Genomic DNA, 15,423 nt, shown 5'->3' with positions numbered 1-15,423 from the left:
GCGAATCGCATACCCGTAAGAGACGCCGGCGGTCAGGAAAAGGTTGGTGAGAACGCGTCACAACCGATCCGCACCCGCGTCCCGGCACGCTCGCCGAGTTCTGGCGGCGTGCCGCAAATGGCAGCAAACTGACCCTGTCACGCACGGCGGCTACCCGGCTGTCACGGACCCGGCGGAGGCAGGATGACGACGGCGCACCCCGATCCGCCGCAGACGCGGCGGCCGGAGCTGGACACCATCCGCGCACTCGTGGTGGTCGGGCTGGTGTTCTTCCACGCGGCGCTGGTGTTCGACACACGCAACGCCTACTACGTCAAGAACGCCGAGACCACCGAGGCGACCACGGTCGTGGCGGGCCTGGCCGTGGTGTGGGCGATGCCGATGCTCTTCCTCATCGCCGGTCTCGGTTCGTGGCACTCCCTCCGGCGTCGCGGGCCCGCCGGGTTCGTGGTGGAACGGCTGCTGCGGCTCGGCGTGCCCCTGGTCTTCGCGACCGTCGCCCTCCTCCCGGTGCCGCAGTGGCTGCGGCTGCGGGCCGATCCCGCCTATCGGGAGTCGTACCCGCGCTTCCTGCCACGCTTCTTCGACGTACGGCTGGACCTGTCGGAGTTCCCCTTCATCGTGCAGGGCGAGCACTTCGAGTCCGGCCATCTGTGGTTCGTGGTGATGCTGCTCGCGTACGCGCTCCTGCTCGCCCCGCTGGCCCGCTGGCTGCCGCGCGAGCCCGGCCGCCGGATCCGCGAACGGCTGGCCGCCGCCGTGCGGACGCGCGGGGCGATCCTCGCGCTTCCGGCGCTCCCGATCGCGCTGATCACCGCCCTGGCGGGCATGGAGGAGCCGTTCGCCGGGTGGAGCCGCTGGGCGTACCTGCTGTTCTTCCTGTACGGGTTCGTGCTCGCCTCCGACGACCGGTTCCGCGTCGCGATGCGCCGGGACGCCCGTCCCGCGCTCGGCTCCGCGCTCGTTCTGCTGGCGATCGGAATGCCGGGCTTCCTGATCGCCGGCGACGCTCCCGGCGCGAATCCCTTCACCGACATGACCGCGCTCGCGATCGCGGTCCGCGCGCTGTACGGCGCGGCCGGCTGGTGCTGCCTGGTCGCGATCCTGGGCCTGCTCGACCGCCGCCGCACCGCGCGGAACCCCGAGTCCCCACTTCCTTCGGCCGCACCGGGGGGCGGCTCCGGAGGGCCGCAACCGGCGCCGCCGCGGGCCGGCCGCGGCAGGCGGCTGTACGGCTACCTGGCCGCCGCCGTGCTGCCGCTGTACATCCTCCACCAGCCGATCCTCGTCGCCGTCGCGTACGGCGTGGTCCGGTGGGACGCCGCGATGCCGGTCAAGTACGTCGCGATCGTGGCGGCCTCGCTCGCCCTGACGGTCGCCGCGTACGAACTGGTGGTGCGCCGCACCCGCCCGGCCCGCTTCCTGTTCGGCCTTCGCAGCGATGCCTGGTTCCAGAACGGGCGGTGAAGAGCATGCCGGGCCGGATGATCAGCTGTGTAAAAGCGCCGGTACGAGTGAGGCGAGGACGGCCTGGTCCTCCTCGCGGTGCGGGGCGTACTCGGTGATGCCCAGGCCCGCCGGTACGAAGCGGGCAGTGAGCGCCCGCACGGCCTCACGCAACGCCTCGATGGTGAGGCCGCCGGCCTCGGGACAGCTCAGCGAGCCGAACCGTCCCGGGTCGAGGACATCGAGATCGATGTGGATGTAGACGGCCGTTGCTCCGGTCGCGGCCACGGCCGCAACCAGGGCGTCGGGCGAGGACGCCAGGTCGGCGACGGCATGCCAGGCGATCTTCGCGTCGGCGACATAAGCCAGCTCTGCCGGATCCAGCGCGCGGGCGCCCGCGAGAATCACCTGTTCGGGCCGGAGCGCTCGTGCGGGAACCAGATCGGGGTGCCCCTCGCCCAGCAGGGTGCGCAGGACCATGCCGTGGAAGGCGTGCGAGGGTGAGGAAGCGGGGGTGTTGAGGTCGCCGTGGGCGTCGAACCAGACGACGGCGAGCGCATCCCCGTACCGGCCCAGGGCGGCCGACACGGGCTCCAGCTCGACTCCGCAGTCGCCGCCGACCGTCACCACCGGGGCCGCACCCGCTTTCTCAAGGGCGGCGCGGGTCCGGGCGGCGACGGTGGTCAGCACGTCCAGAGCACGCACGCCGTCCCGTTCGACGCCCTCGGCGTCAGGGACGGATACCTGGACGATACGGGTGGCCTGCACCAGAGAGGCGAGCAGTGCGGAGCCGCGTGCGAGGCGCCGAGCATCGGTGACGCCCGATCCCTGCCACTGCGGTACCTGGATGACCGTGGTCGGAAGCATGATCTGATCATTTCAGAGCCTGTTCACACGACGGGGGTGACCGTCAGTCAGAGCACTGCGGATTCGATATCGAGATATCGTGGTGTGTCGGAATGTCCGACGGGAAGGGTGGCGTATGGCCGCGACGGCGGGATTCGATCCGGGTGATCTGATCGAGGTGTTCAAGGCCCTCGGCAACCCTGCCCGTTTGCAGATCATGCAGTGGCTGAAGGATCCCGACACGCACTTCGACGAGCACGCGCCGATCGCGGACCGTCAGTCGGTCGGTGTGTGCGTCACGCATATCCAGGCGAGGTCGGGCCTCGCGCAGTCGACCGTCTCCAGCTACATGAGCACGCTCGAACGGGCGGGACTCGTGCGGCCCACCCGGGTGGGCAAGTGGACTCACTATCGGCGCGACGAGGAGCGACTGGCGCAGCTGGCGCGAGCGATCGACGCCACCATCTGATTGACATATCACGATGTGTCGTAATCTTCTCATGCCGAGGCAGCGGCAGGCGTGAGGAAGGCGCTCGCCGGCGACGCGAAGACCCGCTTCCTGTTCGGAATGCGGAAAAGATCACAGTCCTAGCAAACTTGTCGGGAAGATCACGCATCTCACAGTTGTGATCAAACACGTTATAGCGACGGCATTGGTGTTCGGATCGGTACTGGGCGGAACCGGCGTGGCCCACGCGAGCGCCGCCGAGATCCCCAAGGGGTTCCTGCTGACCGAGGCGAAGGCAAGGAAGGTCATCCCACCACCGTTGGATGACGAGGAATGGTGGAAGATCAGCGACAAGCCGTCCCTCCAGCTCGATCTCAACCCCTGCCCCACGAAGGGGAAGCCCCGCGACGGCCGGGTCGCGATGCGTACCATCACACACCTGACCAGCGCTCCCTCCGTCAGTGGCGAACAGCTTGTCCTCTACCGGAACGCCACGTCCGCCAAGGCGGTCCTCGCCAAGCTACGCGCCGAGCTGAAGCGCTGCTCGCGTGGCTCGGACCGGTACACCGCCACGCCGTTGTCGGTCGGGGACGAGGCCGTGTCCGTCACCGGCCACGCCTACGCGAAGGGGAAGATCGATAAATCCATGCCCCCCACGATGTGGGCGGTGGCGCGGCGGGGAAGCGCCGTCTTCTTCTACTCCGACTTCGCGGACCGCGGCGATCGCCATGGCCGCCTCCTCGGCGATCGCGCACTGAGGAAGGCGCTCGCCGGCGACGCGAAGAAGATGGCGAAGAAGGTGTGCGACCTCCCCGGGGTGTGCGGATAGACCGCCCGTCTTCAGAACCGGCCCTGGTTATGTGTGAGAACGCGGAGCATGAGACGGCGCCGAAGACCTCATACGTCATGCGATCAGGCCCGCGGCGCGCTCCGCAGCCGGGCGATCATCGACTCGGCGGGCCGGCCGAGCACCCGTTCGAGGTCATCGCTCTGGTATTCGAGCGCACCCGCCCGCACCTGGGCGTTGAGCCAGGCCATTGGTCCCGGCCCGGAGTCGGGCACCTCCCGGTACGTCATGCCCAGCGCGTCCGCCAGCTCGGGGTAGCTCCACAGGGGACCGGTGAAGTCGTAGGCCCGGCCGTGGTGGCCGTCGGTGGTCAGCACGTTCGCCGCCGCCTCGGCCAGGTCGGATCGAAACGCGGTGTTCAGCCCCCGGCCCCCCGTGCTGCCGGTCAGCTCTCCGCCCGACGGCTCCGGGACGAACGCGTCACCGTAGTAGGGGTGCCGTAGCAGCGTGTACGGCAGGCCGCTGTCGCGTTCGGCCTTCTCTGTGGCGTGATGCGCCTCGGTGACGCCCGTGGCGACTGCGCCGGCGCCCAGGAAGCCGGTGTAGGCGACGGCCCCGACGCCCACCTCGACGGCGGCGTCCACAGCGGCCAAGTGGTACGCGATCCTCCGGGCCGGGTCGAGTTCCGGCGAGGAGCTGAGCAGGAGCCGGTCGGCTCCGTCGAACGCCGCCCGCAGGCTCGCCCAGTCGTCGTAGTCGCCCCGCCGTACCGGGACGCCCTCCGGAGCCCGCGCGGGGTCACGGACGACGGCGTCCGGACTCCTGGACGAAGAGCGCGGCGGAAATGGTGCGGACCGACGAAGTCCAGCGCTCTCAACATCAGCAGGATGAACGGATGGCTGACCTCACCCACCTGCAGAGCCTGCTGGACCGCGAGGCGAAATCCCTTCAGGTCCCCGGCGCCGCCGTCGGCGTGCTCTTCGACGGCGCGGAGCACGTCCTCACCACCGGCGTCACCAGCGTCGACGCGCCGGCCCCCGTGACGGGCGACACGCTGTTCCAGATCGGGTCGACCACCAAGACGGTCACGGCGACAGCGGCCATGCACCTCGTCGAACGCGGCCGGCTCGACCTGAACGGGCGGGTACGGCAGTACCTGCCCGGCTTCCGGCTCTCCGACGAGCGGGCCGCGGACGAGCTGACCATCCGGCACCTGCTCACCCACACCGGCGGATTCCTCGGCGACATCGACGACGGCGAGAGCTGGGACACCGGCGCGCTGGCCGCTGCGATCGACGCCTACGACCAGCTCCCCCAGCTCTTCCCGCCCGGCGCGCTCGCCTCGTACAACAACGCCGCGTTCCGGCTGCTCGGCAGGGTCATCGAGGTCGTGTGCGGCGAGCCGTACGAGCACGCGGTCCGCCGGATCGTGCTCGAACCTCTGGGCATGAGCTCCAGCTTCTTCTTCCCCTGGGAGGTGGCGACGCGACCGCACGCCGTCGGGCACACCGTACGAGAGGACGGCCCGCAGGTCGCGCACATGTGGGGACTGTTCCGCGACAGCATGCCCGAGGGCGGGCTGGTGTCGTCGGTGCGCGACCAGCTCCGCTACGCCGCCTTCCACCTGGGCGCGAGCGGTGACGAGCCGGTCGGGGCCGCCACCAGGGAGCTGATGCAGAGGGAGCACGTCCCGGTCGGCGTGCCGTGGACCGGCATCGGGCTGCCGTGGCTGCTGGACGAGCAGGCCGGCGTGCGGCTGGTCACGCACGGCGGCAACATCGGCAACCTCCAGTTGTCCTCGTTCGTCCTGGCGCCCGAGCACGGCTTCGCCGTCACCACGCTCACCAATTCCGCCCCCGGCAAGGCGCTGGGCAACCTGGTGACCGACTGGTGCCTGGAGCACCTCCTCGGCGCCACACCGCGGGCCGTACGGCTGACGCTGCGCGAACCCGAGCCGGAGTACGCGGGCAGCTACGACGCGGGGCAGTGGACCTTCGAGGTCGACGAGCAGCTGACCGCGCGGTTCGTGCTCCGCCCCGAACTGGTGGCCGCGGGCGTGGAGGGCATGCCTGACATACCGCTCGCGCTGGTCGAGGGCGGTGACGACGTCGCGCTCGCCCCCGACCCGCGGCGTGCCGTCGGCCGCTTCCTTCGAGACGACGCGGGCGAGGTCGCGTTCCTGCACCTGAGCGGTAGGGCGGCCAGACGGATCCGCTGAATCGCCGGCGCGCTCCGCAGAAATATCGTCCCTTTCTGCGCACTCGGTGTGTTCCCCAGATGCGGCCGGACTCCAGGGGAAGGTGTCCGGCTGCTTTAAAGTGAGCGGATGTGATGTCGAGCTCGCACCGGTTGCCCCGAGGGCGGAACGCGTTGCCGCCGGAAGAGGTGGATCGGCTGCAGCGCGAGCGCCTCTGCCGGGCGATGGCCGAGGTCATGGCGCGGAAAGGGTATGCCGCCACATCCGTTGAGGATGTTCTCAAGCATGCCCGGGTGTCCCGCCTGAGCTTCTATCGGCTGTTCGGTTCCAAACTCGACTGCTTCATGGCCGCGTTCGACCATGCGTGTGAACTGATCTTCGCACAGGTCATGGGCGCGATCGGGACCTTCGACAAGGGCGGCGACCCGATGGAAGGCTACGAGCGCGCCATCACCGTCTACCTCGAAGCGCTCGAAGCGGAGTGGCCTTACACCCGCATCTACCTGGTCGAGGTCTACGCCGCAGGCCCTGAAGCCGTCGCCCACCGGCGCGAGCTCAACGAGTTCATGACCTCCTTCTACGCCGATGCTCTGGGGGTCATCGACGATCAGGGCCTGCTGACCTGCCGCATGCTCGTCGCCGCCACCAGCGCTCTGGTCACAGTCCCGGTCGCGGAGAACGACCGTGAAGGTCTGCGCGCCGTGACTCCTCAACTGATCGCGCATGTCCGCACCCTCTGGGACTGCGGCGCCTTCGGTGTCGGCACGGGCCACGCCTGACCCGAGGGACAAAGACTGCCTTACCGGGCAAGTCCGGCGAATCCGCGATTTCGGACCCACCCAAGCGATGAAATCAACGCATTTCCCCTGCCACGAATCATAAAGAGACGATATTGTCTATTTGCTCGCGCGGCGTCCTGTTCAATCGGCGCCCTCTCTGGATCCGAACCATGCATAGCCACTGTTCAGAGGGCGGCCGTGGACAAGATCCCCCCATTCGACGCTGGAGGACATGTGCCCGAGTGGATGGCTCTGCTGCCATCGGATTTGGAAGCGGTGGGGCCGTACCGCCTTGAAGGCCGACTCGGGGTCGGCGGTCAGGGCACAGTTTATGTGGGTAGCGCGGTTCCGGGGCAGCGAGTGGCGGTAAAGCTGCTCCACCCGCACCTGGCCATCGACAAGATGGCCAGGGCCCGTTTTCTGAGCGAGGTCGAAATCGCCAAGCGGGTGGCCCTGTTCTGCACGGCAAAGGTGCTCGACAGCGGTTTCGTGAACGAGCGGCCCTACATCGTCAGCGAATTCGTGGACGGGCCGTCACTGCAGGAGTCGGTGCTCAATACGGGCCCACGTAGCGAGGCGGCGCTGGAACGGCTGGCGCTCAACACGGCGACGGCGCTGGCCGCGATCCACCAGGCGGATGTGGTCCATCGGGATTTCAAGCCGGGTAACGTCCTGCTCGGCCCGGACGGCCCAGTGGTGATCGACTTCGGGATCGCCCGGGCACTGGACATCAGCCGATCGGTCACCACCAGCCAGGTCGTGGGCAGCCCTGGCTACATGGCGCCCGAGCAACTCTCGGGCGGCAAGATCGCACCTGCGGTCGACCTGTTCGCCTGGGGAGCGACGATAGTCTTCGCCGCCACCGGGAAGAGGGCCTTCAGCGGTGACTCGATCCCCGCGATCATACGGTCGATCCTCCACGACCAGCCGAATCTGGACGGACTGGACGGCCGGCTCGGCGCCATCGTCCGCGCGTGCCTGGCCAAGGACCCGGCCCGGCGGCCGACCGCGGCGGAGGTCGTGGATGGCTTACGCGGCCTGCCCAGTTCGGCCTGGCGAACCGGAAACTCTGTGGTCAGCGAGCCCGCCAACGGCGCCCGCCGACAAGATGGGAGCGACAGAGCACCGGCCGAGAACGGCAAGCGCCGGCACCTTGTCCTGATCGGTGCCGCGGTCCTGCCGCTGCTCGCGGCCCTGGGCATCACCTACTTCGTCGCCACCCCCGGTCAAGGAGCAGAGGACTTCGCCGCATCACAGGCGCTGCATTCCACATCGCCCTCCGGTGGCGGTACCCCGGCATCGCCCAGCCCGGCCGGCGCCACGGCGGGCCAGACCGAGTCGCCGTCTGCACGGCGCCAGAAAGTTCCGAAGGTCGACAAGGCGGAGCGGCAGAACCCGCGACGCTCAGACGATGCGCCGGACTCAAAGCCTTCGGCATCCCAGAAGCCAACCCAGAAGCCGTCCTCACCGGCAAAGGAGCGGCCACAACCATCAGCGGACCGGCCACGACCGGACGCGGGAAGGCGATCGCCGTCAAGCGGACAGGAGCAGCCATCGTCAAACGGACGAGAGCCGACTCCTTCAGGTCCGAGGGTGCTCGGGACCGTGTCGCAAAGCGACGTGAGCGCCTACTGCCAGAGTCAGGGATATATCGGCGCCGTGGGCAGCACGGGCAACTACTGGTGCTATGGCTCTGGCGGAACTTATGTTCCTGGTGGAACTTATGGCTCTGGTGCAACTTACGGCCCCGGTGGAACCTATGGGTCTGGTGGAACTTATGGCTCTGCTGGAGCTCCGGTCACCATGACGAACGTATGCCAGTGGGCTTACCCCGGCCACCCGAACGTCCGTGCGCAAGGGGACACCTGCATGTCGTCCTGACCACCAGGCGAGGGGCGCTGGGCTCAGGCGGCGACGGATGTCGCCGAGCGCCCCGGTGGCCGCGGCCGTCCACGACCAGGGTCGAACCGTTCCCGGATCACAAGGCGGCGGACGGCGGCGGCCCGGTCTAGTGCCGTGACCGGCAAGGTTTGCCCGGACGGAGCGGTGATCCAGGGTGGTGCATCGCAAGGCGGAGGAGGAGGCCGTAGCGGAGCCTACGGCCGACAATCCCGGGCCCCGCGGAAAGTCCGAGCCTGCGAGGACTTTTCGTGGGTGGGGCGTCAACGCAGCGAGGTGCCGCCCTGGGCGACGCGACGGGGCAAAAATTGGCGGGAGGGGCACTAGTCGATCCAGATCACCAGGCCGGTCAGGCCGTTGAGCACCGCCGCGGCGCCGGCCCGGACGGCGCGCCCGGCACGCTCGGGAGTGAAGGTGGCGGGATCGTACGTCGACGACATGCCGAGCCCCTCGCCGCGGAACGACGCACCGGTCCAGTCGGCGGCGGTGACGTTCCCCGTGGGCTCGGCCAGCTCGGCGCCGACCACGAGGAACTGCTGGTCGAGGTGGTTGGGACTGACCATGGCCAGGGGGTCGATGAGGTCGTTGCCGGCGCTGATGATGAGGTCGGGTTTCATCTTGATCGCGCTGCTGATGCGCGGGATGAACTGGTCCGGCTCCGTGGCCGTGAGGGTCTTGAGGCTGACGTTCTCCTCCTCGGCCCACTCCGTCACGGCGTTCACCAGTGTTTTGGTCTGGGGGTCGTCCCCCGCGGTGAGCAGCACCACCCGGTAGCCCTCCGACGGGCGGACCCCGTTCCACGAGCCGGGTCGTGGCGTGATCGTCGCTTCCGGGGCGGGCGACGCGGCCGGGAAGAACCCCGGGCCGGGGGTGCCGACGGCGCTGGGCTTCGCGTGCGGCCGGGACCAGTCGTCGCCGGAGCCGCATCCGCTGATCAGTAGGGCGGTCGCGACTGCCGCGGCCAGTGTGCCGGCAGGCAGAAGTCGAGGGCGCATAGGGATCGTCCTCCGGTATGGCGGGAAGTGCGCATACTTCCTACCGCATTGTTTGCGGCCTTCGGAGCTGAGGCTGCCTCCGCCGGGTTTGGTTCGTCGCGAGTTCGCGTGCGAGAGGCCACTCGTTCATCTGAGTCGAGCAGATTTCGTACACCAAACCAGAAAAGGAGTCATATGTCCCCCGCCGCACGGCGTCGTGCCGGTGCCATCATCGCCGCCGTAGCCGTGGCCGTCCTGCTCAGTGCCGCGCCCGCTCTCGCCCACGGGTTCACCTCGACCGTGTACGCCGACCTCACCTCGACCGAGGCCGGGCACGTCCGCACCGAGCTCCAGCTGGAGTACGACCTGCTCATCGTCTCCGCCGCCGACAACGAGAAGAATGATCAGCTCTTCCGAGCTGGCACCGCGGCGTTCGAGTCCGGTGACGCCGCGGAGCAGGCCGCCGCGCTCAACACCCACGCCGACTCGGTCGTCGCGTACGTGACCAAGCGCTTCGGCGTCACGGCCGGAGGTGGCGCGTGCGCCCCGGCCCGGGACGGCGACTTCACGATCGGGCGACGCGAGGGCGTCCCGTACGCGCTGCTGGCCCTCGACTACCGGTGCCCGGAGTCCGCCGAAGCGCACGAAGTACGCAGCGGACTGTTCCCGGGTTCCGAGGGCTATGTACGTGACAGCAAGACGATCGTCACCTACGACCTCGACCTGCAGTCCGGAAGCACCGCCCTCGACGCTCAGCATCGGTCGTTCTCCACGCAGCAGTCCTGGATCGAACGGTTCTGGCAGTTCTTCCGGCTCGGAGCCGAGCACCTGCTCGACGGAATCGACCACATCCTGTTCCTGCTGGCGCTCATCGCGGGATCACGCCGCCTGCGCGAGATCGTGCTGGCGGCGACGACCTTCACACTGGCCCACTCGGTGACCTTCGTCCTCGCCGCTCTCGGCCTCGTGGAGGTGCCCGGGTCGGTCGTCGAGCCGGTGATCGCCCTCTCGATCTCGGTCGTGGCGGGCTGGCATCTGTGGCGGATCTGGCGACGCCGGTCGCACGCCACAGATCTCGAGACGGTCGGGCACGGCCACCTCGCCCTGGACCGCGCGGGCTGGTCCCGGCTCGCGGTGGTCTTCTGCTTCGGCCTCGTGCACGGTCTCGGCTTCGCCGCGGCCCTGGGGATCGACCAGGCCTGGTCGTGGACGCTTCTGTGGTCGCTGCTCGTCTTCAACGTGGGCATCGAGGTCGTCCAGCTGGCGATCATCATCGTCGTCTTCCCGCTGCTCGCCCTGCTGCGCCACCGCCGACCGGCCGCGGGGCTGTGGGCGACGGGCGCCATCGCGACGGGTGTGTCCGTGATGGGCCTGGTGTGGTTCGTGCAACGCGTTCTCGAAATCTGAGATCACGTCACAACTTCCGGCAAGCGCAACAGCCTGCCCACCCCACGTTCACCTCCACGACACGGCTTTTCGAAAGCGTGCAAATCTCCCTAACTCCCCCAAACGGATGGAAACACATGAAGCTCGACAACGGGCCGCGAGGCTCGGGCTCTGTTCTGCGCCGGGTGGCCATGGGCGCCACCGCGGCGGCCATCGGTGTCACCGCGGTGTTCGGCGGCGGCCTGGCGTCCGCGGCCCAGGCCGACAGCACGACGCTCACCGGCATCGTCCTCGGCGTGGGCACCAACGAAACGCAGCGCGTCGTGTCCTGGTACTCCTCGACCGGCACCGCGCAGGTGGTCCAGGTCGTGCCGACGTCCAAGCTCGTCAAGGGCGAGTTCCCCGCCAGCGCCGTCAGCTTCCCGGCCACGGTCGCCGCCAACAGCGTCAACGGCGGCTACAACGCCCACGCCACGATCGACGGCCTGAAGCAGAACACCTCGTACTCCTACCGTGTCGGCGCCGAGGGCCAGTGGTCCCCGACGCACTCCTTCACGACCCAGGACTTCAACGGCAACAACCTCGACTTCCTGTTCTTCGGCGACCCGCAGATCGGCTCGTCCGGCAACACGGCGAAGGACGGCGCCGGGTGGCTCGACACCCTGGATGTCGCCCTCGCCGCCAACCCGAAGGCCGAGCTGCTGGTCTCGGGCGGCGACCAGGTCGAGACCGCCAACACCGAGTCGCAGTGGGACGCATTCCTCGCCCCCGCCAAGCTGCGCCAGTACCCGTGGGCCGCCACCATCGGTAACCACGACGTCGGCGGCAAGGCATACGAGCAGCACTTCTGGACGCCGAACACCGACCGTTCCGCGCCGTACTACAACGGCAGCGCGACGACCCGGTCGGGCGGTAACTACTGGTTCAAGTACAAGAACGTCCTGTTCATCGACATCAACAGCAACGCCTACGCCAACGACGCCGACGCCGCGCACATCGGCTACATCTCCAAGGTCGTCAAGGAGCAGGGCGCCGGCGCCAAGCACACGGTGCTCATCTACCACCACGCGATCTACTCGCCGGCCAGCCACGCCAACGACTCCGACAACAAGCAGCGCCGTCAGGACTTCCCGACCGCGTTCTCGAACCTCGGCGTCGACCTGGTCCTGCAGGGTCACGACCACAGCTACTCCCGCAGCTACGTGATCAAGAACGGCCAGAAGGCGAACAAGGACGAGCAGCCCGGCGCCGCCGAGGTGCACCAGGGCCCGGGCGGCGTCATCTACGTGACGGCGAACTCCGCGTCGGGTTCGAAGTACTACGACATCACCGCTCCGGACCCGAGCAAGGACCCGAACTACGGTCCCGACCCGTTGAACCCCAAGAGCCACTGGGCCAACTCGGTCGAGAACCAGGAGCACGTCCGCACCTACGTGCGGGTCCAGGTGCGCGGCAACAAGCTCGTCGTCGAGAACGTCCGCAGCAGCACCTGCGCCGCCCCCAACGCCGCGGTGGAGCTCGGCCAGGTGAAGTGGTGCGGCCCGAACAACGGCGCCGACGCCGCTCCGGGGGTCGGCTCCAGCGTCGACAAGGTCGTGATCCACACGAACGAGGGCAAGGCCAACGGGAACAAGTCGGCCGCGGCCGACTCCGGCTGGCTTCAGTAGCCGACCGAGAGTGGCGCCGGGTCCGCACGCTCACCGCGCTGAGCTGACCCGGCCCGCTCTACCTCGTGGGGTGGGCACCCTCGGGCGCCCGCCCCACCACCGGTCCTCCACCCATCGCATGCCGTCCGTCCCGCCGCTCCCAGAACTGCCTGAGGACCATCAGATGCACCTGCCCAGCCCGCGTACGACCACAGCAGCCGGATCACTCGCCCGGGCCACCGTCGTGGTGCTGCTCGCCGTGCTCGGCGTCCTCGGTGTGGGAACGGCACCTGCCGCGGCGGCGGACGGCGAGGTCTCCTGGGCGGTCGGGACGGCCTCCAACGACTTCGGGTCCGGCCGGGCGAACTACCGCTACACCCTCGACCCCGGCGGGCGGTTGGACGACGGCCTCGTGGTCGTCAACCACGGCACGACACCGCTCCACCTGGCCGTGTACGCCGCTGACGGGTTCACCACCGAGCAGGGCCGGATCGATCTGGCCTCCAGGGACGCGAAGCCGACCGGGGTGGGTGCGTGGGTCCACACGGACCGGTCCGACGTGACGGTCCCGCCCGGCAAGTCTGTCGAGGTGCCGTTCACCGTCGCCCTTCCGGACAGCGCCGCGCCCGGCGAATACATGGGTGGCATCGTCACCTCGCTGACGCAGGACGGCGATGCGGGCGGGAGCGACGGGGACCGGCGTCTCGGCATCCGGATCCGCCTGCGCGTGGGGGGAGAGCTCAAGCCGAGCCTCTCGGTGGAGGACCTGCGCGTACGCTACTCGGGCACGCCCAACCCCCTGGGAAAGGGCGACGCCACCGTCACGTACACGATCCACAACACGGGCAACGCCATCCTCACCGCTCGGCAGACGGTGTCCATGTCCGGCCTCTTCGGGCGCTTGGCCGGGGACGCGGGGCACATCGACGATTCGCCCGAGTTGCTCCCGGGCGACACCTGGAAGGTCTCCGTACCGGTACACGGAGTGGTTCCCGCGCTGAGACTGACGGGGACGGTCACCCTCATGCCGCTGCTCACCGACGCGGCGGGCTCGGTCGCCCCGCTCGCCGACGTGGAGAGCACCGCGCACGCCTGGACCATCCCCTGGGCGGTGCTGCTTGCCCTCATCGTCCTTTGCGGGCTCGTCGTCGCGGCTCTGGCCTCCCGACGCCGTCGGACCAAGCTCCGCGCCCAGGAGGCCGTCGAGCAGCCGCTTCGCGAGCGGGAGACCTCAGACCGCTAGCCGTTGAGCGACCGGCGAGGTCGTACGGACGTCTCGCCCGGCCCCGGCACGGCGTACCGGCGGGAAGTCAGCCGGCCATGGCACGACGACAGCGGGCCAGTGCCGCGCGCAGGTCACGGCGCAGCGCCCGGTCCAGGCCGGGCTGGGCGAGCGCGTCGGCGAAATCGCGGGCGGCCTCGTCCCATCGCGCCAACCGCATCAGTGCCGTGCCCCGGTTGTAACGGGGCACGGGCGCGGCCGACAGCGCCACCGCGCGGTCCAGGTCGGCCACGGCGGCGGCCACGTCACCGTGTTCGAACCGGACGGCGGCCCGGTTCGTCCATGCCTCGACCAACTCCGGATCCCCGGCCAGGGCCCGGGTGAGCAGCTCGTCGGCTTCGGCGAGGCCGCCGCGCTCCGAGCGGATCAGCCCGAGGGTGCACAGCAGCGCGGGCTCCTGCGGAGCCAGTGCCAGCCCGGCTCGCGCGCCTTCCTCGGCCGCGTCGAACGCGCCGCGCTCCACGTGCAGGTTGACCAGGGCGATCCGGGCGTCGAGGTGCCCGGGGTCGATGGCGAGTACGCGTTCCAGGTCGTCACGCGCCGACTCCGGCCGGCCCCGCTCCTGCTGGAGCACGGCCCGGTTGTAGTACGCCTCGGGCAGGTGCGGTCCGAGGCGGATCGCGGTGCCATAGTCCTTGATCGCGGCCTGGGGCCGGCCCGCCGCCCGGTGCAGAGCGGCCCGGTCCACGTAGTACTCACAGTTGGCGGGGTCGTGTGCGATCACCGTGTCGAGCTCGGCCAGGGCCTGTTCCGGATCGCCCAGGGCCAGATGCACCTGCGCCCGGTTGTGGCGTAACCGAGCCAGGTCCTGCGGACGCTCGCCGGGGGCGAGCGCCTTCGTCAGCCGGGCCAGCCCGTCGTCGATCAGCCGCAGCGCGCGGGCGGGCTCACCCGCTCTGCTGTCCAGCAGCGCGATGCCCTGCTCGTAGAAGACGGTGGACAGCACCCGCTGCCGCGGGTCGTCCAGTCCGGCGGCGAGATGAAGCGCCTGTTCCAGCCAGTGCCGCGCCCGCGCCGGGTCCTGCTCGGCCGCCGGCAGGTGCCTGGCGTACAGCATGGCGGTGGCGTACGCGGCCGACATGGTGATCTTCGGGTCGTCGGTGGCGGCGCGCGCCTCGCGGTAGAGGTCGAGAGCTTCGGCGGCGCGGTCCAGCGCCGCCAAGGCGGTGGCCAGGCCGGTGGTGAACGCCCACCAGTGCCTCAGGTCGCCCTCCGGCGTCACCGCGGCGCGCCCGCGCGAGGCGACGCGGGCCGCGTGGTGGTAGAAGCCGCGGGCCAGGCTGTCGCCCAGGGCCGCGCGTGTCGCCTCCGGCGTCGGGTCGGCCGCCACCGGCTCGCGGGCGCCGCCGTCGCGCAGGTCCAGGCGCAACGGGGACGATCCGATCCGGCGGGTCAGCGCGTCCAGCAGTTCGCGGGTGGTCTCGTCGGCGTCGGCCACGTGGTCGAACCGCACCGTGACCGGGTGCCGGAGCGTGCCCGCCCAGGCCGCTGTGAACTCGGCGGCGCCGTACGCCAGACAGGCGGTACGCCGGGCGGGATGGAACCGGATCGGCTCCTCCTCGGCCGCCGGTCGTGCCACGGGGTCGAGCCAGGGGGCGATGGCGTACAGCTCGACCGTGTGACCGGACGCCAGACGGGGACGGTCGGCGGCGATCCGGCCGAGAAAGGCCGCGACCCCGGCGTACGGCCCGTGGTCGCGATGGCAGTCGTAGCCCTCGGGCACATCGATCACG

Annotated in this window: 12 protein-coding genes and 1 pseudogene; 9 read left to right on the top strand and 4 right to left on the bottom strand. The window is 69.7% G+C overall.

Annotated features, from left to right (window positions below):
- Nucleotides 1-183: 183 nt before the first annotated feature.
- On the top strand, nucleotides 184-1,467 hold the full coding sequence (locus AWQ71_RS22920) for an acyltransferase family protein (RefSeq protein WP_067136455.1): 1,284 nt from the start codon (nucleotides 184-186) through the stop codon (nucleotides 1,465-1,467).
- A 21-nt stretch (nucleotides 1,468-1,488) separates the two neighbouring features.
- Here the strand turns inward: AWQ71_RS22920 and AWQ71_RS22915 are convergent, their stop codons facing one another.
- The gene (locus AWQ71_RS22915; RefSeq protein ID WP_067136454.1) at nucleotides 1,489-2,313 is read right to left on the bottom strand and encodes an arginase family protein; all 825 of its coding nucleotides are present in this window, start codon (nucleotides 2,311-2,313) and stop codon (nucleotides 1,489-1,491) included.
- A gap of 115 nt (nucleotides 2,314-2,428) precedes the next feature.
- On the opposite strand from AWQ71_RS22915, the gene AWQ71_RS22910 reads away from it, so the two are divergent.
- Nucleotides 2,429-2,761 (top strand): ArsR/SmtB family transcription factor, encoded by a 333-nt coding sequence (locus tag AWQ71_RS22910; protein ID WP_067136453.1) that lies wholly within the window; start codon nucleotides 2,429-2,431, stop codon nucleotides 2,759-2,761.
- A gap of 217 nt (nucleotides 2,762-2,978) precedes the next feature.
- Nucleotides 2,979-3,569 (top strand): hypothetical protein, encoded by a 591-nt coding sequence (locus AWQ71_RS22905; RefSeq protein WP_157570500.1) that lies wholly within the window; start codon nucleotides 2,979-2,981, stop codon nucleotides 3,567-3,569.
- 83 nt (nucleotides 3,570-3,652) lie between these two features.
- Here AWQ71_RS22905 and AWQ71_RS22900 read toward each other — a convergent pair.
- Nucleotides 3,653-4,333, bottom strand: a pseudogene (locus tag AWQ71_RS22900) (NAD(P)H-binding protein); the annotation flags it as partial.
- A gap of 89 nt (nucleotides 4,334-4,422) precedes the next feature.
- Here AWQ71_RS22900 and AWQ71_RS22895 point away from each other — a divergent pair.
- The 3 genes from AWQ71_RS22895 (at nucleotide 4,423) to AWQ71_RS40445 (ending at nucleotide 8,384) form a co-directional block, all read left to right on the top strand.
- Entirely contained in the window at nucleotides 4,423-5,745 is a 1,323-nt protein-coding gene (locus AWQ71_RS22895; RefSeq protein ID WP_067136449.1) for a serine hydrolase domain-containing protein, read from the top strand.
- A 113-nt stretch (nucleotides 5,746-5,858) separates the two neighbouring features.
- Nucleotides 5,859-6,503: a TetR/AcrR family transcriptional regulator gene (locus tag AWQ71_RS22890; protein ID WP_067136447.1), complete on the top strand. Its 645-nt coding sequence runs from the start codon at nucleotides 5,859-5,861 to the stop codon at nucleotides 6,501-6,503.
- Between the two features lie 234 nt (nucleotides 6,504-6,737).
- Nucleotides 6,738-8,384, top strand: a complete 1,647-nt coding sequence (locus AWQ71_RS40445) for a serine/threonine protein kinase (protein WP_084259173.1) — start codon at nucleotides 6,738-6,740, stop codon at nucleotides 8,382-8,384.
- Between the two features lie 341 nt (nucleotides 8,385-8,725).
- Here AWQ71_RS40445 and AWQ71_RS22885 read toward each other — a convergent pair whose 3' ends face one another.
- Nucleotides 8,726-9,397 (bottom strand): type 1 periplasmic-binding domain-containing protein, encoded by a 672-nt coding sequence (locus AWQ71_RS22885; protein ID WP_067136441.1) that lies wholly within the window; start codon nucleotides 9,395-9,397, stop codon nucleotides 8,726-8,728.
- A 174-nt stretch (nucleotides 9,398-9,571) separates the two neighbouring features.
- On the opposite strand from AWQ71_RS22885, the gene AWQ71_RS22880 reads away from it, so the two are divergent.
- The 3 genes from AWQ71_RS22880 (at nucleotide 9,572) to AWQ71_RS22870 (ending at nucleotide 13,651) form a co-directional block, all read left to right on the top strand.
- On the top strand, nucleotides 9,572-10,783 hold the full coding sequence (locus AWQ71_RS22880; RefSeq protein WP_067136439.1) for a HupE/UreJ family protein: 1,212 nt from the start codon (nucleotides 9,572-9,574) through the stop codon (nucleotides 10,781-10,783).
- 116 nt (nucleotides 10,784-10,899) lie between these two features.
- On the top strand, nucleotides 10,900-12,429 hold the full coding sequence (locus AWQ71_RS22875) for a purple acid phosphatase family protein (RefSeq protein WP_084259172.1): 1,530 nt from the start codon (nucleotides 10,900-10,902) through the stop codon (nucleotides 12,427-12,429).
- Between the two features lie 163 nt (nucleotides 12,430-12,592).
- A complete protein-coding gene (locus AWQ71_RS22870) occupies nucleotides 12,593-13,651 on the top strand; it encodes a WxL protein peptidoglycan domain-containing protein (RefSeq protein ID WP_067136437.1) in 1,059 nt (352 codons plus the stop codon).
- 67 nt (nucleotides 13,652-13,718) lie between these two features.
- On the opposite strand, the gene AWQ71_RS22865 is transcribed toward AWQ71_RS22870, so the two are convergent.
- Nucleotides 13,719-15,422 carry a tetratricopeptide repeat protein gene (locus tag AWQ71_RS22865; RefSeq protein WP_067136435.1) on the bottom strand — a complete coding sequence of 568 codons (1,704 nt, stop codon included), beginning with the start codon at nucleotides 15,420-15,422 and terminating at the stop codon, nucleotides 13,719-13,721.
- Between the last annotated feature and the right edge of the window lies 1 nt (nucleotide 15,423).

Origin of the sequence: Microtetraspora malaysiensis (assembly GCF_001528665.1) — a bacterium.
Classification (GTDB): Bacteria; Actinomycetota; Actinomycetes; order Streptosporangiales; family Streptosporangiaceae; genus Microtetraspora_A; species Microtetraspora_A malaysiensis.
Note: the sequence above shows the minus strand (reverse complement) of the source record. Positions and strands in the feature narration are given on the sequence as shown.

Excerpts from the sequence above, each read along its gene's own strand:
- AWQ71_RS22885 (WP_067136441.1), bottom strand. The coding sequence starts at position 9,397 with ATGCGCCCTCGACTTCTGCCTGCCGGCACACTGGCCGCGGCAGTCGCG.
- AWQ71_RS22910 (WP_067136453.1), top strand. The coding sequence starts at position 2,429 with ATGGCCGCGACGGCGGGATTCGATCCGGGTGATCTGATCGAGGTGTTC.
- AWQ71_RS22890 (WP_067136447.1), top strand. The coding sequence starts at position 5,859 with ATGTCGAGCTCGCACCGGTTGCCCCGAGGGCGGAACGCGTTGCCGCCG.
- AWQ71_RS22920 (WP_067136455.1), top strand. The coding sequence starts at position 184 with ATGACGACGGCGCACCCCGATCCGCCGCAGACGCGGCGGCCGGAGCTG.
- AWQ71_RS22895 (WP_067136449.1), top strand. The coding sequence starts at position 4,423 with ATGGCTGACCTCACCCACCTGCAGAGCCTGCTGGACCGCGAGGCGAAA.
- AWQ71_RS22875 (WP_084259172.1), top strand. The coding sequence starts at position 10,900 with ATGAAGCTCGACAACGGGCCGCGAGGCTCGGGCTCTGTTCTGCGCCGG.
- AWQ71_RS22870 (WP_067136437.1), top strand. The coding sequence starts at position 12,593 with ATGCACCTGCCCAGCCCGCGTACGACCACAGCAGCCGGATCACTCGCC.
- AWQ71_RS22880 (WP_067136439.1), top strand. The coding sequence starts at position 9,572 with ATGTCCCCCGCCGCACGGCGTCGTGCCGGTGCCATCATCGCCGCCGTA.
- AWQ71_RS22915 (WP_067136454.1), bottom strand. The coding sequence starts at position 2,313 with ATGCTTCCGACCACGGTCATCCAGGTACCGCAGTGGCAGGGATCGGGC.